The sequence below is a fragment of the Virgibacillus ndiopensis genome (assembly GCF_900187325.1).
Lineage (GTDB): Bacteria > Bacillota > Bacilli > Bacillales > Amphibacillaceae > Virgibacillus_E > Virgibacillus_E ndiopensis.
Map to the genome: position 1 here is coordinate 43,614 of NZ_FZMZ01000006.1, position 20,199 is coordinate 63,812.

23 protein-coding genes, 1 other RNA gene and 1 pseudogene are annotated in these 20,199 nt (G+C 38.2%); 4 read left to right on the forward strand and 21 right to left on the reverse strand.

Annotated elements, in window-relative coordinates:
- Positions 1–16 precede the first annotated feature (16 nt).
- On the reverse strand, positions 17–1,975 hold the full coding sequence (metG, locus tag CS937_RS12980) for a methionine--tRNA ligase (RefSeq protein ID WP_099158911.1): 1,959 nt from the start codon (positions 1,973–1,975) through the stop codon (positions 17–19).
- 371 nt (positions 1,976–2,346) lie between these two features.
- Between metG and CS937_RS12985 the strand changes: the two genes are divergently transcribed.
- Positions 2,347–2,625 (forward strand): transition state genes transcriptional regulator AbrB, encoded by a 279-nt coding sequence (locus CS937_RS12985; RefSeq protein WP_099158912.1) that lies wholly within the window; start codon positions 2,347–2,349, stop codon positions 2,623–2,625.
- Between the two features lie 64 nt (positions 2,626–2,689).
- Here CS937_RS12985 and rsmI read toward each other — a convergent pair whose 3' ends face one another.
- The 18 genes and pseudogenes from rsmI to tadA all read right to left on the reverse strand — a co-directional run bounded on the left by rsmI (position 2,690) and on the right by tadA (position 15,222).
- Complete coding sequence (rsmI, locus tag CS937_RS12990) at positions 2,690–3,565, reverse strand: 16S rRNA (cytidine(1402)-2'-O)-methyltransferase (RefSeq protein WP_099158913.1); 876 nt, start codon at positions 3,563–3,565, stop codon at positions 2,690–2,692.
- Positions 3,543–3,836 carry a GIY-YIG nuclease family protein gene (locus CS937_RS12995; RefSeq protein WP_099158914.1) on the reverse strand — a complete coding sequence of 98 codons (294 nt, stop codon included), beginning with the start codon at positions 3,834–3,836 and terminating at the stop codon, positions 3,543–3,545. The genes rsmI and CS937_RS12995 overlap by 23 nt, the downstream gene beginning before the upstream one ends.
- Positions 3,826–4,569 (reverse strand): tRNA1(Val) (adenine(37)-N6)-methyltransferase, encoded by a 744-nt coding sequence (locus CS937_RS13000; protein ID WP_099158915.1) that lies wholly within the window; start codon positions 4,567–4,569, stop codon positions 3,826–3,828. Before CS937_RS13000 ends, CS937_RS12995 begins: the two co-directional genes overlap by 11 nt.
- 85 nt (positions 4,570–4,654) lie before the next feature.
- A complete protein-coding gene (gene yabA, locus CS937_RS13005) occupies positions 4,655–5,008 on the reverse strand; it encodes a DNA replication initiation control protein YabA (protein ID WP_281251901.1) in 354 nt (117 codons plus the stop codon).
- 16 nt (positions 5,009–5,024) lie between these two features.
- On the reverse strand, positions 5,025–5,852 hold the full coding sequence (locus CS937_RS13010) for a PSP1 domain-containing protein (RefSeq protein WP_099158916.1): 828 nt from the start codon (positions 5,850–5,852) through the stop codon (positions 5,025–5,027).
- Between the two features lie 5 nt (positions 5,853–5,857).
- Positions 5,858–6,847 carry a DNA polymerase III subunit delta' gene (gene holB / locus CS937_RS13015; protein WP_099158917.1) on the reverse strand — a complete coding sequence of 330 codons (990 nt, stop codon included), beginning with the start codon at positions 6,845–6,847 and terminating at the stop codon, positions 5,858–5,860.
- A 19-nt stretch (positions 6,848–6,866) separates the two neighbouring features.
- A complete protein-coding gene (locus CS937_RS13020) occupies positions 6,867–7,304 on the reverse strand; it encodes a YaaR family protein (protein ID WP_099158918.1) in 438 nt (145 codons plus the stop codon).
- A 456-nt stretch (positions 7,305–7,760) separates the two neighbouring features.
- Positions 7,761–8,090, reverse strand: coding sequence for a cyclic-di-AMP receptor (locus tag CS937_RS13025; protein WP_099158919.1), 330 nt, complete (start codon positions 8,088–8,090; stop codon positions 7,761–7,763).
- Positions 8,059–8,743: pseudogene (tmk, locus tag CS937_RS13030) on the reverse strand (dTMP kinase). Before tmk ends, CS937_RS13025 begins: the two are co-directional and overlap by 32 nt.
- Positions 8,740–10,176: an aminotransferase class I/II-fold pyridoxal phosphate-dependent enzyme gene (locus tag CS937_RS13035; RefSeq protein ID WP_099158921.1), complete on the reverse strand. Its 1,437-nt coding sequence runs from the start codon at positions 10,174–10,176 to the stop codon at positions 8,740–8,742. The pseudogene tmk and the gene CS937_RS13035 overlap by 4 nt, the downstream one beginning before the upstream one ends.
- 184 nt (positions 10,177–10,360) lie before the next feature.
- A complete protein-coding gene (locus CS937_RS13040; RefSeq protein WP_099158922.1) occupies positions 10,361–10,552 on the reverse strand; it encodes a sigma factor G inhibitor Gin in 192 nt (63 codons plus the stop codon).
- A gap of 159 nt (positions 10,553–10,711) precedes the next feature.
- Entirely contained in the window at positions 10,712–10,978 is a 267-nt protein-coding gene (locus tag CS937_RS13045) for a pro-sigmaK processing inhibitor BofA family protein (protein ID WP_099158923.1), read from the reverse strand.
- Positions 10,979–11,050: 72 nt separating this feature from the next.
- The gene (locus tag CS937_RS13050; RefSeq protein WP_099158924.1) at positions 11,051–11,269 is read right to left on the reverse strand and encodes a YaaL family protein; all 219 of its coding nucleotides are present in this window, start codon (positions 11,267–11,269) and stop codon (positions 11,051–11,053) included.
- A gap of 10 nt (positions 11,270–11,279) precedes the next feature.
- The gene (gene recR, locus CS937_RS13055; RefSeq protein ID WP_099158925.1) at positions 11,280–11,876 is read right to left on the reverse strand and encodes a recombination mediator RecR; all 597 of its coding nucleotides are present in this window, start codon (positions 11,874–11,876) and stop codon (positions 11,280–11,282) included.
- Positions 11,877–11,894: 18 nt separating this feature from the next.
- Positions 11,895–12,212: a YbaB/EbfC family nucleoid-associated protein gene (locus CS937_RS13060; protein ID WP_099158926.1), complete on the reverse strand. Its 318-nt coding sequence runs from the start codon at positions 12,210–12,212 to the stop codon at positions 11,895–11,897.
- Positions 12,213–12,371: 159 nt separating this feature from the next.
- Complete coding sequence (gene dnaX / locus CS937_RS13065; RefSeq protein WP_099158927.1) at positions 12,372–14,060, reverse strand: DNA polymerase III subunit gamma/tau; 1,689 nt, start codon at positions 14,058–14,060, stop codon at positions 12,372–12,374.
- A gap of 357 nt (positions 14,061–14,417) precedes the next feature.
- Positions 14,418–14,683: signal recognition particle sRNA large type (ffs, locus tag CS937_RS13070), an RNA gene on the reverse strand.
- Positions 14,684–14,757: 74 nt separating this feature from the next.
- Entirely contained in the window at positions 14,758–15,222 is a 465-nt protein-coding gene (gene tadA / locus CS937_RS13075) for a tRNA adenosine(34) deaminase TadA (RefSeq protein ID WP_099158928.1), read from the reverse strand.
- A gap of 84 nt (positions 15,223–15,306) precedes the next feature.
- On the opposite strand from tadA, the gene CS937_RS13080 reads away from it, so the two are divergent.
- Both CS937_RS13080 and CS937_RS13085 read left to right on the forward strand, forming a co-directional pair.
- Complete coding sequence (locus tag CS937_RS13080) at positions 15,307–15,834, forward strand: cysteine hydrolase family protein (protein WP_425445480.1); 528 nt, start codon at positions 15,307–15,309, stop codon at positions 15,832–15,834.
- Between the two features lie 70 nt (positions 15,835–15,904).
- Complete coding sequence (locus CS937_RS13085; protein ID WP_099158930.1) at positions 15,905–17,203, forward strand: LysM peptidoglycan-binding domain-containing protein; 1,299 nt, start codon at positions 15,905–15,907, stop codon at positions 17,201–17,203.
- A 590-nt stretch (positions 17,204–17,793) separates the two neighbouring features.
- Here CS937_RS13085 and CS937_RS13090 read toward each other — a convergent pair.
- Both CS937_RS13090 and CS937_RS13095 read right to left on the reverse strand, forming a co-directional pair.
- Positions 17,794–18,309 carry a type 1 glutamine amidotransferase domain-containing protein gene (locus CS937_RS13090; RefSeq protein WP_099158931.1) on the reverse strand — a complete coding sequence of 172 codons (516 nt, stop codon included), beginning with the start codon at positions 18,307–18,309 and terminating at the stop codon, positions 17,794–17,796.
- Between the two features lie 69 nt (positions 18,310–18,378).
- Positions 18,379–18,816, reverse strand: coding sequence for an RrF2 family transcriptional regulator (locus CS937_RS13095; protein ID WP_099158932.1), 438 nt, complete (start codon positions 18,814–18,816; stop codon positions 18,379–18,381).
- A gap of 148 nt (positions 18,817–18,964) precedes the next feature.
- On the opposite strand from CS937_RS13095, the gene hmpA reads away from it, so the two are divergent.
- Positions 18,965–20,194 carry an NO-inducible flavohemoprotein gene (gene hmpA, locus CS937_RS13100; RefSeq protein WP_099158933.1) on the forward strand — a complete coding sequence of 410 codons (1,230 nt, stop codon included), beginning with the start codon at positions 18,965–18,967 and terminating at the stop codon, positions 20,192–20,194.
- Positions 20,195–20,199: the final 5 nt, after the last annotated feature.

The window sequence follows — 20,199 nt, forward strand, 5'->3', positions numbered from 1 at the left end:
TTGACCTTTTACAATTTTATTTTACAATAGATCCATTTGGCAGTGTCTGTTCAACTGTTGCAAGTGAAAGCTTACCATCAGCATCTTCACCAGAAAGAATCATTCCCTCTGACATTTCACCACGTAATTTCACTGGCTTCAGATTTGTTACACAGATAACTTTTTTACCAGTAAGCTCCTCTGGCTGATAATGTTCAGCAATTCCCGAAATCACCTGACGTTTTTCAGTTCCTAAATCTAGTTGAAGTTTTAACAATTTGTCAGCCTTTTTCATTTTTTCTGCTTTGACGACCTCAGCTACACGCATGTCAAGCTTCATAAAGTCATCATAAACAATCTGTTCTTTCTGTTCTTGTTCTTTAGCTTGTTCTTCTTTTTTCTCAGCTGCCGGATTCTGCATCATAGCCTTGATCGTTTTAATCTCGTCTTCCACATCTAATCGAGGGAAAATCGGATCACCTTTTACAACCTTCGTTCCAGCTTTAATTTGACTAGTTTTATGAACACTATCCCATTCTGTTAATGAATCGTCCTGAATGCCCAATTGTCTAAAGATCTCAGCCGGTGCTTCTGTCAAGAATGGCTGTAGCATCACAGCAGCAACACGTAATGATTCAGCTAAATGTGCCATTACATTGCCAAGACGTGCTTTTTGACTGTCATCCTTCGCTAGAATCCATGGTTCCGTTTCGTCAATATATTTATTTGTTCGACTAATTAATTGCCACAATGATGCTAATGCAACTGAAAATTGCATGTTATCAAGAGCATCTTCCACTTTAGCAATTGTCTCTTCGGCAAACTGTTCGAGTGACTGATCTACATCTGTTTCAGAGGCAACATATGCTGGGATTTCACCATTAAAATACTTCTCAATCATTGCAACTGTTCTATTTAATAAGTTACCAAGGTCATTGGCTAGGTCAAAGTTTGTCCGTTCAACGAATCCCTCTGGTGTAAATACACCGTCAGAGCCAAATGGAACCTCACGTAATAAATAATAACGTAATGCGTCTAACCCGTAACGATCTGTCAGTTTTACTGGATCAACCACGTTTCCTTTTGATTTTGACATTTTTCCGTCTTTCATCAAAATCCAACCATGTGCAAAAATCTTTTCTGGTAACGGTAAATCTAATGCCATTAACATAATTGGCCAGTATATAGTATGGAAACGAACAATTTCCTTGCTCATTAAATGAACATCGGCAGGCCAATACTTTTGAAATCTTTCATCATTGTCAGTTCCATAGCCAAGTGCTGTAATGTAATTGCTTAATGCATCGACCCATACATAAATAACATGCTTCGGATCACCAGGAACCTTTACCCCCCAATCAAAAGTGGTTCGCGAAACAGCAAGATCCTCTAAACCAGGGTTAATAAAGTTACTTAACATTTCTTTCTTGCGACTTTCCGGTTGAATAAACTCAGGATGTTCATCATAATATTGCACAAGCCGATCAACATATTTACTCATTTTAAAGAAATACGATTCTTCTTTTACTTTCTCAACTTGACCTCCGCAGTCCGGACAATGACCATCTTCTAATTGGCGTTCTGTAAAAAAAGACTCATCAGATGTACAATACCATCCTTCATACTCATCTAAGTAAATATCACCTTGATCTAAAAGCTGTGCAAATATTTTCTCAACAACTTTTTTATGGCGTTCCTGTGTTGTTCGAATAAAGTCATCGTTCGTTATTTTAAGCTTTTGCCATAAATCTTGGATACCACTTACAATTTCATCGACATATTCTTGTGGTGAAACGCCTTTTTCCTCTGCTTTTCTTTGAATTTTTTGTCCGTGTTCATCTGCCCCTGTTAAATACATAACATCAAAACCACGCATCCGTTTATAGCGAGCCATTGCATCTCCAGCTACAGTCGAATAGGCGTGCCCAATATGCAAATTACCACTAGGATAATAAATAGGTGTAGTTAAATAAAACGTATTCTTTTCTTTCGGCATTTTTTTACCTCCTCTAGTCTTACAACACTCTTTTAACTATTTCTATTGTAGCGATTTTAACACAATATTTCCATTGCCGTGTGAATGGTAACTTGATTTTCTCAATAAATTCTTTAAAAATATTTTTGTCGATTCATGTTGATATAAAATATAGGAATACTTTTTATTATTAACCATTATTTCCCACATGAAACATTAATCATTACTGACCTTAGCGTAAAGAAAATAATAAGCTGATAAAATTTTCTCATTTATTTTTATTTTTAGCTAAAAAAATATTGACACTTATGGTAAAGGTTGGTACTATATTGCATAGAAACATGTCGAAACTTGACGAAAATCTTTTTTACCTACGAGGGGAGAATAAAATAATGAAGTCTACTGGGATTGTTAGAAAGGTTGACGAACTCGGACGTGTCGTAATTCCAATTGAACTACGTCGTACTCTTGATATTCATGAAAAAGACTCACTAGAGATTTATGTTGATAACGATAAAATTGTTTTGAAAAAATACACACCAAATATGACATGTCATATTACTGGAGAAACTTCAGACGAAAACTTTTCTCTTGCAAACGGTAAATTAGTACTTAGCCCCGAGGGAGCAAAAGAAATAATCGAAGAAATTCAATCTAGATTAAACAAGTGATTTTCAAAAGAAAATATTTATGTGCCAAGAGTGGCTGACGCTTTTTACGAACGTCGGCCACTTTTTAATTTTCTATATGATAGGTTTGATATACTTCACGTTTTGGCATTTTTCGATCCTGCGCAACGCTCTTAATCGCGTCTTTACTACTCATATTCTCTTGTTCCATATAATGTGTTACATGATCGATTACCGATAAATGACTCCACCAAAGCATATCGGCACTTTCTTCACTTTCGTTACTTCCTTCAACTACAAGGCAAAACTCACCTTTTAATTCGTTCTCCTCTATCCACATGATAATTTCACTTGCTGTTCCTCGAACGTATTCCTCGTATCGTTTTGTCAATTCTCTAGCAATAGCTAACTTACGATTTCCTAGCTGCTCATGTATCGCTAAAATAGTCTCCTTTACCCGAAAAGGGGATTCGTAAAACAGTAAACTAGCTTTATATGACCCTACTCGTTCTAATTCAGCCAGCTTATCCTTCTTTTTTCTTGGTAAAAATCCATAAAACAAAAATTCAGTTGATGGTAATCCTGAGCCGACCAATGCACATAATGCAGCATTCGCACCTGGTAATACAACAACAGGTACATCCGCTTCAACTGCTGTTTTTATCAGTTCATAACCAGGATCAGATATCCCTGGCATACCAGCATCACTAACAATAGCAATTGATTCTGCATTTTCTAAACGCGTCAGTAGCTGCTGTTCTCTCACTTCTTTGTTGTGCTCATGATAGCTAATTAACGGTGTATTGATTTCAAAGTGATTAAGTAGCTTTTTCGTATTCCGTGTATCCTCTGCCGCAATTACAGCAACTGTATGTAACGTATTCAGCGCTCTGTACGTGATATCTTCTAAATTACCGATTGGGGTGGGAACAACATATATTGTTCCATTCGCATGTTGCTCAAAGCTCTTTTGAATGTTCATTCCGTTTCACTTCTTCCTTATTCAGCCGTATCATTTGATCTTTTTGACTCCTAGAAAGCTGTTTAATCGCATACTCGTGCTGCATTGCCTCTTCTTTTGTTACAAATGCTTTAACAAATTCAACTTCAAATGGGCCTCTTCCTCTTGTATACTTTGCCCCTTTGCCTTCTTCATGCATACGCAGTCTTCTGGCTAAATCATTTGTATATCCAGTATACAACGTATTGTCTTTGCATTTTAAAATATAAACAACATGTTCTTTATCTGCCATAAATAATATCCTTTGCTTCTTTTGTATACGTATTATCATGATTATAAATATACAATGGCGGTAAGATGGTCAAATCCGCATTTCCATCTCTAATTCCTTCAACAAGCAACATATTGGCATCCCTTCCTGTTTTCGGATAAACCAATTGCATCCGTTTTGGTTCAAGCTTATACTTCCGGAACAAAGAAATAATATCCACTAGTCTACCTGGTCTATGAACCATAGCGACTTTCCCGCCAGGTCTCACATATAGTTTACATGCCCGTACTACATCTTCTAACGTACAGAATACCTCATGTCTAGCAATCGTTAAATAGTCGTTTTTGTTAAGTTCCGTTTTTTGCGGTGTACGAAAATATGGAGGGTTACATGTGACCACATCAAAGTGGCTTTGCGCCAATTTTGGCTGCATTTCCTTTAAATCACCATGTATCATGTTGATTTGCTTTTCTAACTCATTTAATTGTACGTTTCTTTCCGCCATATCAAATAATCGCTTTTGAATTTCCACACCAGTAATATAGGCGTTAGTCCTTCTTGATAATAATAATGGGATAACACCATTGCCCGAGCACAAATCTAAGATAGTTCCTTTTTTTATTGGAACATAAGCAAAGTGTGCAAGTAATACGGCATCAAGAGAAAATGAAAAGGCAGACGGACTTTGAATAATCTGCATCGTTTCGTTTGCTAATAAATAATCAAGACGTTCATCATCAAATAATTGTACCATGTTATATTCCTTTCCTATGTAAAAATAAAAAGCTGTCTCGCTTTGTCTTGAAAGAAGACCAGGAGACAGCTTTATAAGTACTACCTTATTTCGTTTTATTTAAGAAATCAAGACAGAATATACAATCTTCATTTTGTCTCGGACTACCGAATTCAAGATTGCAAATATGAAAACCTTCTTCATAGAGTCTTGCTAAGTTATCATACCCTTCACCAGGTACTCCTTTTGACAGGTGTTCCTGATTGCCTGATTCATCAATTTGTTCATTACTACTATTAAGGCGATTACGTAAATGATGATTTTCCATGGCAAGACGATGATTCTCCTCTAATAGATCGCCTAACTCTCCTTTTAAATCACCAAGTCGTTCGTATAGCTCGCCAATTTGTGTTTCCATATCTGATACTTGGTCAAAAATATGTCGTTTACTCTTATTCACGCCTCAATACACCCCACTATTCTGTGGCTTGCGCTGTAATAATTCCTTCATCGATTAGTTCATCTAATGTATATTCGATTACCCGTTCTTTTTCTGGTATTTCGATATGGATGATCCTCTCGAGGATGTTTAGACCGACCACTTTTCCATTACCAAATGGTGTTTTAATAGCTTCCCCTATATCAGGTAATACACGTTTCGCTGTTTCATAATCATCGTTTTCATATTTTAAACAGCACATTAAACGGCCACATAAACCAGAAATCTTTGCTGGATTAAGAGAAAGGTTTTGATCTTTTGCCATTTTAATAGACACCGGTTCAAAATCCCCCAAAAATGTTGAACAGCAAAGCATTCGACCACATGGACCGATTCCGCCTAGCATTTTTGCCTCATCGCGGACACCAATTTGTCTAAGCTCGATACGTGTTTTAAATAAAGCCGCTAAATCCTTAACCAAATTACGGAAGTCTACGCGACCGTCTGCTGTGAAATAAAAAATTATTTTATTTCGATCAAATGTATATTCGACATCCACTAGATTCATATCCAGGTTATGTTCAATAATCTTTTCCGAACAAGTTTGAAAGGCTTCCTCTCCCCGTTCCTGGTTTTCAGAAACAGTCAGTTTATCCTTATCATCTGCCATCCGTATGACTTTCTTTAGTGGAAGCACGACATCTTCCTCGTCAACCTGTTTACTAGCAATGACAACCTTTCCAAACTCTATGCCACGTATTGTCTCTACAATTACATAGCTGTCTATAACAACGTCGTGATCGCCTGGATCAAAATAATATATTTTACCCGCCTTTTTAAAGCGAACACCAATCACTTCAACCAATTATATCACCTCTGTATTTGAAGTGTAAGTTGCTCCATCACTAATGTTGGATGAACATTTTGCTTCAATTTTCGTTTTGCCTGCAAAATTGCATGTAAGATAGATAATAGTTTTTCCTGAGAAAAAACCATACTTGCTCTTTCTAGTTTTTCATTATCACTAGTAAAAACAATCATTGCGGTTTCATTGCCCAAATGATAATAGAGAATATCCTTAAAAGCTAAAAGCAATAAATCAAAACCTTGTTCTAGCTGTTGTCTCTCCTTAAAATGAGATAACCAACTATTATGAATAAACAAGAAAGCATCAGCAGGCTTTGTTGAGAACATTTCTATTAATTGTACCATTAATTTTCTAGCTTGCGCAAACCACTCATCCTCGTTCCAACTAGTTGCTTCATTAAAGTTATTCGTTAAAGCACTTAAAATTCGTGCACTTCCTTCTGATACACCAGATTCAATCAATTGCTGTCTAAAAAGTTCGGCATTTAATGGTTGTAAGTCAATGATTTGGCAGCGCGAGCGGATGGTTGAAATAATCGATTGGCCATTTTCTGTAAGCATAATTGCGGTAGTTTCTTTACTTGGTTCTTCTAAAAATTTTAAGATGCGATTTGCGGCATTTGTCGTTAGTGCATCAGCATCTTTAATAATATAAACCTTTCTATTTGATTCAAGGCCAGAATAGGAAAACTCTTTTTGTAATTGATCAATTTGTTCTTTTTTAATAGATAAACCATCTGGTTCAATCCAATGAACATCAGGATGATTACCAGATGCAATCCGTTTACATGCATTACATTGCTGACATGGTTCAACACCTTTTTTATCCTCACAGAACAGATCTTTTGCAAGTAACAAGGCAATCTCTTCTTTTCCCGTTCCACGTTCTCCTTGAATTAAATAGGCATGGGATATACGATTTTTCGTTATGCTGTTGGTAATTATTCTGCTCGCCAATGGCTGGACCTCAGCTACCTCTGACCATGTTTTCATCGTTTCCCATCCTCATAGTTTAAGTATATAAATTTATTAACAACCCTTTGATTTCACCTATAAGCCCAAGTAAATCAACGGTTTTCTTTTCTTGATTCATAATTTCTTCGGTTAATTCGACAAGCTTTTCATCCACTTCTTTTACAATGGCTAATTTACGGTTTTGTCCATCTAAGCTAAATCCATACGATTTCTGTAAATCAAGTCCATTATAAACCGTTTCTTTTAAAAAGCCTTTAACCATGCGTTTAAACTTGACCAAATCGCGAAATGAGCGAAATCGTGCAAGTTTATCACCCTGCATGGTAATGTCCTTCATTAATTGCTGAAGCTCTTGCTGCTTTAGCTTTTGTGTTTGGGACTGAACCATTCCGTCAAACGTCTGCTGACCTGCAGCTGTCCGAACATTTTTTGTTGTCGATTCTATTTGTGAACGCATTTCCTGACTTATTTTCATAGGAACAGTCCCTCCTTAGAATATGCTATATCCAGCTTCGTTTTAAAATTAGGCTTGGATCGTTGCTTTTTCAAATGCTAAATTGAAAAAAACTCCGACTTAACCCACAGCCACCGCTACGGAAATACACTACGCTTTCCGTGGGCTCGAGATGAGCCTCCTCGTGAGAAACCCACTCACTGCGGAATCTCATCGTCTTCGCTTTCCCACAGGAGTCTCCGTGTATTTCCTTCGCTGATATTGTACTTGCTTTATAATCCCATTTCATTTATAAGAAATAGAAAAGCATATATTTTCCTACAATCAGCCCGTATACACGTAGACTCCTAGGGGATAAGAGACCTCGGTGAGATCCCGGAGTGTGTACGGGCTGCGGGGCAGAAAGCAATAAAAAATGCTAAATTACTACAGCACTTATGTCGCCATTTCTATAAATAGCAACAAAAGAACCTACATTTAAAATTGAAAAAACGATTCTATTGGTAAAATAAATACTGTTGCTCCGCCGACTTCTACTTTAACAGGCTTCGGAATGTATGAATCAGCATTACCACCCATTGGAGAAATTGGCGCTACCATTTGTTCGCGCTGTGAGCAATTATCTCGGATGATCTGCAGCGCTTCATCTACATATTCATCCTCACAACCAATCATGAGCGTGGTGTTTCCTTCCTTTAAAAAACCACCAGTTGTCGCAAGCTTCGTCGTTTTAAAATTTTCCTCACCAAGTGCATCGACAAGACGATTAGAATCCTTATCCTGTGCAACCGCAATGATTAATTTCATCGTTCGAACCTCCCTTACGAATTAGTATTTTCCAAATAAGAAACAATTGCTTTTGTAGCATCTAGTTCTACCTGTTCAAATGACTGGTCTGCATTGATCGATTTAAAACGATCGCGAAATTTTCTTTCTACTATTTTATATGCTTCATATACCTGTTCATGGAACTGTATCGTTTCTAAATCTAAACGATTCTTTTCTCTATCTTTATTCGCCGCAATGCGCTGTAATCCCTTTTTTGGTTCAATATCAAAAAACAAAGTAAGATTTGGCATACAATTTTGGATGGCGAACTGATTGATTGTAAATACCTCATCCATTCCAATTCCTCTTGCATACCCCTGATAGGCAAGACTGCTATCAACAAACCTGTCACATAATACAATCTTCCCTTTTTTTAAGGCTGGTAATACTTTTTCGACTAAATGTTGTCTTCTTGCTGCTGCATATAACAGCGCTTCCGTACGTCCATCCATCTTTGTATTTACTGGATCAAGAATAATATGTCTTATTTTCTCTGCTATTTCAATCCCACCGGGCTCACGTGTTTTTAACACATCGTACCCAAGATTACTTAAGTTTGCAGCGACAGAAGGGAGAATAGATGTTTTGCCAGCACCCTCGCCACCTTCAAATGTTATAAAATGTCCGCTCACGTAACTTCTTCTCCTTTAAAAACGCCAATACCCTTATTTAAATCACGATGTTGTATCGTAACACCTTGTCTGAGTAATTGTTCGATTATTTCTATGTGATTAGCTGTAATGGTTTCACCTTTTAAAATGAAAGGAATTCCAGGTGGATATGGGATAATTGCCTCTGCTGCTACATATCCTATCCCCTCTTTTAACGGTACATGTACAGGCTGTAATTGATTCATGGTTTGATAGGATAATGCTAGTTTTTGCATAGGTTTTGTAAATAACCTTCCTATATCTATTGTAGCATGATACGTGCCAATTTTTAATTGTTCCTTAATTCTTTTTATCGCACTCCTTAATTTGGAGTGGTCTTTGAATGGTGCAAGTCCTTGAACAAACAATACTTGATTATGGGTAGCAAGCTCCGGAAAGATTCCCTCTTTTTCAAACATTTGGGCCACATCATGACCGGAAAGACCTTGTTTCACATGTAGTGTTAGTTTCAGTAGATCATCCGTTTCCGTATAGGGTAATAAATCCCAAAAATCGTTTGATTGCATTAATTCTCTCAACTGATAAACACTTGCTTGGATATTGTCTACATCAATCGGTGTTAGCTGCGCTAAAAACGAACGGGCAATATCAAGCGAAGCCATCAATGGATAAGAAGGGCTACTTGATTGCAGCATTTGTAAATAATGGGCGATCGACTCAGTTGCGATACGTGTTGATGTGATATGTAAAAATGAGCTCATGGTCATAGCAGGAGCCATTTTATGTGCAGATTGAACGACTACATCTGCTCCAAGCTTTAATGTTGATGGAGGAAATGGCTCTCCAAGCGAAAAATGTACCCCATGCGCTTCGTCAACTAGTACTGGTACATTATATTCATGTGCTGTTTCTATCATTTGTTTTATTGCATAAGTTTTTCCAAAATAATCGGGGTAGGTTAATACTACCGCTTTTGCATCCAGATTCTCCTGGAATGCCTGCTTTAGAGTAGCTAAATTTGGTGCTGTATAGCGGCCAACCGATTTATCATATTCTGGATTAATGAAAACGGGCATAGCTCCGCTTAATTCTAACCCATTTATGATCGATTTATGACTGTTGCGTTGCACAATGATTTTTTCCCCAGCATTACAAACTGCTAGGATCATTGCTAAATTTCCAACGGTACTTCCGCCAACAAGAAAGAATGTATGATCAGCTCCGAAAAAATCTGCAGCCAGTTCTTCTGCCTCGGCGATTACCCCACTTGGTGCATGTAAATCGTCTAACCCGGTTAATTCTGTTAGATCGAGGGGTAAAATTTTATCATAATTGTTGAGAGCGTTCTTTGGAAAAATTGCCCCATTTTTATGCCCTGGAACATGGTATGATATTGGCTCTTGCTGACTAAACTGGGATAATTTTGTAAATAATGGTGTGGTTTTATGATTCATTACGTCTCCGTCCTCTTTTTTCATCTACATTTATTATATTATGGCAACAAAAATAGCCTTTGTAAATTTACTACAAAGACCATAAGAAAAGTGCAAGTGCCTTGTTTAACCCCTGACAATCCCACATGAATGCTTAACATAAGACCTCGAGGGGCCAGGCTAATTTCGCTAGACATATGGAAATCTATGAATATAATTTAGGTTGATTCATGTTTTTTAACTTTTCTAGATAGTAGTGATACTTTTCTTCTCTTGGCTCTGTGTGAATCATATTTCGTTCACATTCACAGCAAATAAATAGTTTGTATAGGTGAATTCCCTTTTCCTTTTCTTCCTCGCAAATGCCACAACGCTCATGAATAATAGTTTGTTTCATCTCCCCACCTCCGTTAGTTAGTATCTCCTAATCTAACGAAATATATACATGCAATCTTTGAATCAAAGAAACTTGCTTATTCTTTACTATATGTAAGAAGTGCTCGGTTGTTTCCAAACAAAGCAAAAGCCGAGTGCTCTAAAGCTTCTCGGCCTTTCTTTACGGTATTAAAAACAAATGAATGGCAGCAAGTGAAGCAACGCCAAACAAGCCTAAAAATCCGGATACAATAGTGGTAAATAGATTGATAGGTATATGCAACCCAATTGCACCACCAAACACATTGAAAAAAAACAAGAACAAAATACCTATTCCTACCTTAACTGTACTATGCGCGATTAGACGCATTGGCTTAATAGGAGCACCAACTACTAACAGCAACACAATTAATGCAACCATAATGGAAATAACTACTGTAGAGCTCAAATCTATCAACTCCTTCTCCTTGTCCCCTTTCTACTACTTATGAAAAGAAACCTGGAAAAAGAACCGAAATCGTTATTTATTGTATCGAATTGCACTAATTTTTCGGTGCCGTGCTTCTCTTAATAAAAATAAATATTTAGCTCTAGCAAGATGTTCATGGTAGAGCCCATTCCCCATCGGATCAATGCTTTTCTCCATAATAGAACGGATTTGCTTCCATTCTTGCTCCGCTGCAATAAGAGAATCTAATAATTGTTCATCCACATCACGCTTTTTTATTTTTCTACTCATGCTGCCACTCCTACAAGTCTCTTCTACCTTCTAAAGCTTTAGACAACGTAACTTCATCAGCATATTCCAAATCTCCACCAACAGGAAGTCCATGGGCAATCCGTGTAGTCCTAATACCCGATGGCTTAACAAGACGGGAAATATACATGGCTGTTGCTTCACCCTCGATGTTTGGATTGGTGGCTAAAATCAACTCTTCCACCTCTTCATCTTTTAAGCGATTCAGCAAATCAGGCACATTAATATCTTCTGGACCAATTCCATCCATCGGGGAAATAGCTCCATGTAAAACATGATATTTCCCATTGAATTCCTTCATTTTCTCCATGGCAATCACATCTTTAGGATCCTGCACAACACATATAACAGATTGATTCCGTGTATCATCCTGACATATTGAGCATGGATCCTGGTCTGTAATATGACCACAAACCGAGCAATGGGTTAATTCCCGTTTTGCGTTTACTAATGAGTTAGCGAACTCTAATACATCATCATCTTTCATATTTATCACAAAAAAAGCCAGTCGGACTGCAGTTTTCGGTCCGATCCCTGGCAACTTTGTAAAACTGTCAACTAATTTGGAAATCGGTTCTGGATAATACATCAAATACGCCTCCTAGAATTAGAACATTCCACCAGGCATATTTAATCCTTTCGTGAATTGTCCCATCGTTTCATTTGTTTTTTCATCAATTTGTTTTAATACATCATTTGTTGCTGCTAAAATAAGATCCTGTAGCATTTCGAGATCGTCCGGATCAACGACTTCTTCTTTAATTTGTACATCGGTAATTTCTTTTTTTCCATTCGCAAAAACGGTAACCATTCCACCGCCAGCAGATGCTTCAAAACTCATCTCATTAAGCTCATCCTGCGCCTTCATCATTTTCTTTTGCATTTTTTGCATTTGTTTCATCATGTTACCCATATTACCTTTCATGGTAAGTCCTCCTTTAAAATGATCAATTTAGATTTATTTATAATGTAAGGCTACGTCCGGCTCCACGGGCTAGCGGCATGCGTGAAAGTCTGAACCTAATGCTCCACGGCCCTTATTGAAGTTTGCCACCGCTGATCAAGCCCGTTCGCTTTTGTTCCTTTAGTCACGTATTTCCAACAAGTCATCTCCAACAAGTTTCCGAGCTTCCTCAATGAATGGATCTGCTTGTTCACTTTCTTGCATGTTAGTTGGTTGCTCTTGTTTATTAACATACTCATTTCGTAATTCCTGCCAATTGTTATCAGGGATTGGAATAATCGTTAGATTCTTTCCAACAGCCTTTGCCAATACAGATTCGACCGTTTCTCTGTTATCAAGAAAAAGTGAACAATGTATTTCATATTTGAATGCTACAACAAGTGCCTGATCAGAAGCCGCAGCAGGCTTACTATCCTGAATCGTTGCATGTGCAGGTGCACTCGTCGCTTTTAAGGCACTTAAAAATTTTGCCCAATCTGATTGCACTTGTTTCAATGCTGGTTTTTCAGCCTCTTGTAAGACATTACGAATTTTCTCATACGGAATCTTGTAACTGTTTTTCGATTGTCTTGGGCTTGGTCGCCTTTGCTCTGTCCTAGCCGGTTGACTTGTAGCTGCTGGCGCTTCCTTTAATGCTTTCAATTCTTTTTCCAACTGCTCTAATTTATGTGTAAGCTGTATAACTGCTTCTGAATCAACAGCACTTGCCGCTTCATTTTTCCCGTTATACCGATTGGTAATCGTTAATATTGCAATTTCGATAAAAACTTTTGGGCTATTTGTCCATTTTATCTCTTGCTGGCACTGATTCAGTTGCATAATTGCTTCCTGTATCCATTCAATTGGAACATTTTCTGCCAGATTTTTAAAGCCTTCATCAATCATAGCACGTTCCAAAATACCTTCTAATGATGGGGCGCTTTTGTAAAGTAATAAATCACGTAAAAAATAAATGAGGTCATAAACAAATCTACCTGGATCTTTTCCCCGTTGAATCAAATCGTCTAACCATTTCAACGCCTGCTGCACATCTTTATCATGCATTGCTTGAACGATGTTTGTTAAAATTTGTTGGGAAACACCACCAGTAACTGCCAACACATCATTTAATTCTACACTATCTTCACTATATGAAATCGCCTGATCTAAAATACTCAACGCATCACGCATTCCACCCTCTGCCGCAAGTGCAACCGTGTCCAATGCTTCCTGTGAGACAGAAATTCCTTCAGCCCCGATAATTGTTTTCATACGATCCACAATCGCCTGATTCGAAATCGGTTTAAAATCGAAGCGTTGGCAACGCGAGATAATCGTTAACGGTATTTTATGTGGTTCTGTTGTTGCTAAAATAAATACAACATGCTTTGGAGGCTCTTCAAGTGTTTTTAACAATGCATTAAATGCACTTACTGAAATCATGTGAACCTCATCAATAATGTACACTTTATAAGGAACAGAACTAGAAGCATATTTAACCTTATCACGTATTTCCCGGATATCATCTACACTCGTGTTCGAAGCGGCATCCATTTCAATAATGTCAGAAATCGACCCATCCTGAATTCCACGACAAGATGCACATTCATTACACGGCTCCTTAACCGGTGCACGCTCACAGTTTATCGTTTTCGCAAAAATCTTTGCAGCACTCGTTTTCCCAGTACCACGAGGGCCGGAAAAAAGATAAGCATGCGAAAATTTCTGCTGTACAATAGCATTTTGCAGTGTTCGAGTTATATGTGATTGTCCAGCAACATCCGCGAAAGTCCTCGGGCGCCATGTACGATACAATGCCTGATAGCTCATAATATACGTTCCCCTTTGTGAATTCTCTCTAATTATAACCGATTTTGGGGGTGAATGTGAACAATAGTGAAAAAATCATTGGGAAAAGTACTATATTGTAAATAGCGATTAACCGTTTTCTGCCAAACAGCTAATCGCTGAATAAATATTGTTTTATGCTGAATAATGGAATCGACTGCTGAATTATGCGCGGTAATCGCCGAATTATTCAAACAGACTACTGAATAATGTGCACGAATCACCGAATCCCAGCAACACAGGAAACTGATTTTATCGACAAATCTTACCTCAAAAATGTTGCATTAAAAAAACTCTTACCAGCAACACTGATAAGAGCCTTAACAATCATATGTAATGCCGTGCACCCACCGTCGATGAAACGTCCCTAAGCGTTACTTAAGTTCATGGCTCTGCCTAGGCTTCCCCGCGGCACACAGAGATGACCACTTACTGCTGCTTCCTTCCGGACCTGACAGGGTTCATGGGTCTCTGTTGCGCAGGACCTAAGCGTCAACACCAATTCCTTAAGGCAGACCTTAAAGTCGTTCCACCTCGGATGGGAATTCAGCCTCGCTATAGCGGATTGCGAGTACAGGGCACCGCTACCTCCCCACCTAGCACGACATATTTCATTATAACTACTTTCTTCATTAAATGCAATGGAAATCCATGGTTATCATTTAGTACATTAGAAATGCTACGTTGTTTTTTTCTGTTGACGTAACCTACGAAAGAAATTAGTTAGAAGGTTGCCGCACGCGTCACCTAATATACCTGAGGTTATTTCTACCTGATGATTAAACCGGTCTTCATCGAGCAAATTCATTATGCTTCCTGCACAGCCTGCCTTCGGGTCAAACGCACCGAACACGACCCGTTTAATACGAGATTGTACAATTGCCCCAGCACACATAGGGCACGGTTCTAGTGTTACATACAACGTACAATCCTCCAACCGCCAGCTGCCAATTTTTTTATTTGCCGCATCAATCGCGATTAGTTCCGCATGTGATAACGTTGCTTGCGATGTCTCGCGTATATTATAACCACTGGCAATCACTTCATCCTTATAAACAATTACCGCACCAATCGGAACCTCGCCCGCTTCTTGTGCAAGCAAAGCCTGATCTATTGCCTTATACATGTATTTTTCATCGGTCATTTTAATCACCACATTTATATATAAAAAGTTTTAAATCTAGGGCCAATGGATAAAGATAATAACGAAAGGAGCAAGCATATGAATATCCAACTTGAACATACCGCAGTTTTATTTATTGACCTTATTAACGATTTTAATTTTGAACGCTCAGAGAAATTACTTCACCATACAAAAGAAATTTTACCACATTTACAACGACTAAAAGCATTTGCTAAGAAAAATAATCTTCCTATTATTTATGTTAATGACCATTATGACTTATGGCAATCAGACTTCAAGAAGATCATTGATCACTGTACGAATGAATACAGCCACGAAGTCATTAATGCAATAAAGCCGGACGACGATGATTATTTTTTTATTAAACCAAAACACTCTGCCTTTTTTCAAACGCCCTTACAATCACTATTAACTCAATTAAAAAAAACACACCTAATACTGACAGGAATTGCCGGGGATATTTGCATTTTGTTTTCTGCTAAGGATGCTTATATGTATGAATATTCCTTACACATTCCTGAAAACTGCATGGCCTCTAATGAAAAACAAGGCAATGCGTATGCCCTTTATTTAATGCGATCTGTAATGAATGCAAATACACAACCGATATAAAAAAACATATTAACGACATTCTCCTCATAAAGTGTAAATAGAGTAAAAAGCTCGGGAGGAGGGAGTTCTTTTGCAAATTCATGTAGTGGAACAAGGAGAAACGATTGATACGATTGCAACGACCTATCGTATAACACCCCAAGCAATTATTGACGTTAACGAACTGGAAGCACCTAATGATCTAGTAGTTGGGCAAGCGTTAGTCATTCCAATTCTTGGCCAATTTTATTTTGTCCAACCAGGTGATAGTTTCTATTCGATTGCTCAACAGTTTGGTATCCCCTATCAACAATTGGCACAAATTAATAATTTTCCAGTAGGAAACACACTTCCTGTAGGTTTCCGTTTATATATTCCTCCACAACCTAAAAGTGATATAACATCAAATGCTTACATTGAGCCAACTGGAGGAACCGTTTCAGAAACTTTGATTAATGCCGCAAATAAAACAATCCCATATCTTTCATATCTTGCTCCATTCAGTTATACCATCAACAATGATGGCACATTAAACGCCCCACCATTAGACAATTTAAGGCAAATAGCTCAAGATAATAATGCTTCCTTGATGCTTGTTGTTTCAAACCTACAAGAGGGGGAATTTTCTACCGAGTTAGGAAGAACGATCCTAACCAATCAAACCGTTCAAAACAATTTGTTAAACAACATTATCGAAACAGCACAGGCGGGCGGCTATCGTGATGTGCACTTTGACCTGGAATTTTTGCCACCAGAAAACAGAGAGGATTACAATGCTTTTTTACGAAGAGCGAGAGACAGGTTGCATGCTGAAGATATAATGATTTCAACTGCCTTGGCACCGAAAACGAGTGCAACACAAACAGGAGTCGTGTATGAAGCACATGATTATGCTGCGCACGGTGAAATTGTTGATATGGTCGTGCTAATGACATATGAATGGGGATATAGTTATGGTCCACCAATGGCCGTTTCACCAATAAATGAAGTTCGAAAAGTAGTGAATTTTGCGCTTAGTGTCATGCCAGCTAATAAAATACTGCTTGGACAAAATTTGTACGGTTATGACTGGACACTACCGTTTGAACAAGGTGGTGAAGCAGCAGAAGCTGTCAGCCCACAACGGGCGATAGCAATAGCTCGTGAAAATAATGCCCAAATCGAATACGACGAGGAAGCTCAAGCACCCTTTTTCACTTATACAGATAACCAAGGCAGACAGCATGAAGTCTGGTTTGAGGATGCACGCTCCATTCAGGCAAAATTTGATATGATAAAAGAATTAAATTTACTCGGGATCAGTTACTGGAAGCTCGGTCTAGCCTTTCCACAGAATTGGGTATTGCTACAGGACCGATTTAATATTAGGAAAAACCCTGGAATGAGTTAACATATTAGGCTGGCACAAAGTTGTTTCAGTCAAAAAGAAATCCGAACTATGAATCAAAATTCTTAAACTAGAATTTGTAATAGTTCGGATTTTTTGTTTATCTTCTTAAACCTTACTGCTGATTGTCAATAAAATGCGACGTAAATTATCTTATATAGCCGTTATTCCCACAGCCAGTATACACTACGATTTCCGGAGCAGCCGCTATCCTTGCTATTCTGATGATGTTCACGCTCTCCTGCCGATGTTCCTGCTCTCCTGCCGATATTCACGCTCTCCTGCCGATATTCCTACTCTCCTGCCGATATTCACGCTCTCCTGCCGATATTCCTGCTCTCCTGCCGATGTTCACGCTCTCCTGCCGATGTTCACGCTCTCCTGCCGATGTTCACGCTCTTCTGCCGATGTTCACGCTCTCCTGCCGATATTCCTGCTCTCCTGATGATGTTCACGCTCTCCTGCCGATGTTCACGCTCTCCTGCCGATGTTCACGCTCTCCTGCCGATGTTCACGCTCTTCTACCGATGTTCACGCTCTCCTGCCGATATTCCTGCTCTCCTGATGATGTTCACGCTCTCCTGCCGAGCATCCTATTTCAACAAGTTCAGCGCCTCTCGGTTAAATGCTGGAATATCGTCTGGCTGTCTGCTTGTTACCAACTGATTAGCACAAACAACAACCTCTTCATCCTTCACTTTTGCACCTGCATATTCCATATCCACTTGAATGGATTTAAAACCGGTTGCCATTCTGCCTTCTAATGTTTTTGCCGTAATTAACAGCTGTGGTCCATGGCAAATTGCAAATACAGGCTTTTTCACATCCATAAAATGTTTAGCAAATGCTACAAAGCGTTCGTCTGCACGTAATTGATCAGGGGAAAAGCCACCTGGTATAAACAGTGCATCAAAATCATCTGGGTTAACGTTATCAATTGATTGGTCAATCGTAACTGTTGCTTTACCGTTTTTTCCTGTTACTTGTTTTCCTTTTTCCTTCTCAATGGAGACAACTTCATGACCAGCATCATTAAAAGCTTTTGTCGGCTCCGTATATTCAACATCTTCAAACATATTGGTTATGACACAAGCTATTTTTTTACCCATTATTTATCTCTCCTTTTTGGAAGTTGATACACTTAAAATCTTCCCATCTATAAAGAGCTTAAAACATGTCTATTTAATCCCCATCAGTTCACGTAACTGATGGTCATTTACAATTAAATCTTTTATGGTATATTCCTCAAGCACTACAAAAAACGAATGCAATGCTTTATTTAAAACGTGTTTTAGCTTACATGCAGGTGAAATTACACAGTGATTTGTCTCCCGATCAAAGCATTCCAGCAGGACAGTATCCGCTTCAAGTATTCGCACAACTTTCCCTACATTAATTTCTTCCGGTTTTTTAGCCAGACGTATCCCACCATTTCTACCTCTAATTGTTTCCAGTAATTCAAGCTTATTCAATTCAAACACAATCTTACTCAAATGGTGCTGGGAGATAGAAAATGTCTCGGAAATTTCTTTAATGCTTGCAAGTTCACCTTCCGATTTCATTCCCGTAAAAATTAAAACCCGTAATGCATAATCGGTATATTTTTTTAAATTCATATCGAAACTCCTTGTTAATTATTTCACAAAGTTGTAACACAAATACCTGTTTCCCCTATTGAAACAGTGTATATAGTCATTATACAATAAAGATGTATTTGAAATACATGTTTAAAATACATCTTTCATAAAAAGGGAGTGCTTTGTTTTGACAACACAAGTTACAACAGGATTAGACCAACAATCTAGGGATATTGTAAAAGCGACAGTACCAATTTTACAAGAGCGTGGTGGTGAAATTACAAAGCGGTTCTATCAGCTTTTATTTGAAAACCACCCAGAATTAAAAAACATTTTTAATCAAACAAACCAACGGAAAGGTGATCAATCAAAAGCGCTTGCCAACACTGTTTATGCTGCAGCGTTACACATTGATCAGCTTGAAGAAATTTTACCACAAGTAAAACAGATTGCACATAAACATAAAAGCTTGAATATTAAACCTGAACATTACCCACTCGTTGGAGAAAACTTATTATTAGCAATGAAGGATGTGTTGGGGGACACAGCTAGCGATGAAGTAATAGGTGCATGGGAAAAGGCATATGGGGTAATTGCTGGTGTATTCATCGATACCGAGAAGAAAATGTATCAGGAAGCAGTCAGCTCTGTAGGGGGATGGATTGATTACCGTGATTTCAAGGTGATTGATAAGGTTGTGGAAAGTGATGTCATTACATCATTTTATTTAGAGCCAGTGGATGGAAACCCATTTCCTATTTACAAACCAGGGCAATATATTACCATAAAGGCAAAAATTGACGGAGAACCGCATAATCATTTGCGACAATACAGCTTGTCGTGCGCACCTGGTGAAGGTGCTTACCGTATTAGTGTGAAACGTGAAGATGCTGTAGGAGACAAACCATCCGGTATCGTATCAAACTATTTACACAAAGAGGTTCATAAAGGTGGAATAGTATCAATCAGTGCACCATCAGGAGATTTCACATTAGATCAACAGGATACAAGACCATTAGTTTTAATTAGTGGTGGCGTAGGATTAACACCAATGATAAGCATGTTGGAGAGCACCATAAAACAACAACCGGAACGCGAAATCTACTATATTCATGCAGCGCAAAACGGTAATGTGCATGCAATGAAAAATAGAGTGGAAGAAATAGCTGAACAATATAATCAGGTTCACGCCTATACTGTATACGATAATCCTAGTAATGAAAATAATTATGACAAAAAAGGCTATATTGATTACGAATGGTTAACAACCATTCTCCCATCAAACGATGCAGCATTTTACTTCTGCGGACCAAAAGGGTTTATGCGTGCAATGTACCAAAACTTGAAAAAATATGATGTGGCAGATCGTGATATTCACTTTGAATTCTTTGGACCTTCTGCTGCAATTACAGAATAAATATA

What these genes read in the sequence shown, in the direction of transcription:
- metG (WP_099158911.1), bottom strand. Translation starts at nt 1,975, where the DNA reads ATGCCGAAAGAAAAGAATACGTTTTATTTAACTACACCTATTTATTAT.
- CS937_RS12985 (WP_099158912.1), top strand. Translation starts at nt 2,347, where the DNA reads ATGAAGTCTACTGGGATTGTTAGAAAGGTTGACGAACTCGGACGTGTC.
- rsmI (WP_099158913.1), bottom strand. Translation starts at nt 3,565, where the DNA reads ATGAACATTCAAAAGAGCTTTGAGCAACATGCGAATGGAACAATATAT.
- CS937_RS12995 (WP_099158914.1), bottom strand. Translation starts at nt 3,836, where the DNA reads ATGGCAGATAAAGAACATGTTGTTTATATTTTAAAATGCAAAGACAAT.
- CS937_RS13000 (WP_099158915.1), bottom strand. Translation starts at nt 4,569, where the DNA reads ATGGTACAATTATTTGATGATGAACGTCTTGATTATTTATTAGCAAAC.
- holB (WP_099158917.1), bottom strand. Translation starts at nt 6,847, where the DNA reads ATGAAAACATGGTCAGAGGTAGCTGAGGTCCAGCCATTGGCGAGCAGA.
- CS937_RS13020 (WP_099158918.1), bottom strand. Translation starts at nt 7,304, where the DNA reads ATGAAAATAAGTCAGGAAATGCGTTCACAAATAGAATCGACAACAAAA.
- CS937_RS13025 (WP_099158919.1), bottom strand. Translation starts at nt 8,090, where the DNA reads ATGAAATTAATCATTGCGGTTGCACAGGATAAGGATTCTAATCGTCTT.
- CS937_RS13035 (WP_099158921.1), bottom strand. Translation starts at nt 10,176, where the DNA reads ATGAATCATAAAACCACACCATTATTTACAAAATTATCCCAGTTTAGT.
- CS937_RS13040 (WP_099158922.1), bottom strand. Translation starts at nt 10,552, where the DNA reads ATGAAACAAACTATTATTCATGAGCGTTGTGGCATTTGCGAGGAAGAA.
- CS937_RS13050 (WP_099158924.1), bottom strand. Translation starts at nt 11,269, where the DNA reads ATGAGTAGAAAAATAAAAAAGCGTGATGTGGATGAACAATTATTAGAT.
- recR (WP_099158925.1), bottom strand. Translation starts at nt 11,876, where the DNA reads ATGTATTATCCAGAACCGATTTCCAAATTAGTTGACAGTTTTACAAAG.
- CS937_RS13060 (WP_099158926.1), bottom strand. Translation starts at nt 12,212, where the DNA reads ATGAAAGGTAATATGGGTAACATGATGAAACAAATGCAAAAAATGCAA.
- dnaX (WP_099158927.1), bottom strand. Translation starts at nt 14,060, where the DNA reads ATGAGCTATCAGGCATTGTATCGTACATGGCGCCCGAGGACTTTCGCG.
- tadA (WP_099158928.1), bottom strand. Translation starts at nt 15,222, where the DNA reads ATGACCGATGAAAAATACATGTATAAGGCAATAGATCAGGCTTTGCTT.
- CS937_RS13090 (WP_099158931.1), bottom strand. Translation starts at nt 18,309, where the DNA reads ATGGGTAAAAAAATAGCTTGTGTCATAACCAATATGTTTGAAGATGTT.
- CS937_RS13095 (WP_099158932.1), bottom strand. Translation starts at nt 18,816, where the DNA reads ATGAATTTAAAAAAATATACCGATTATGCATTACGGGTTTTAATTTTT.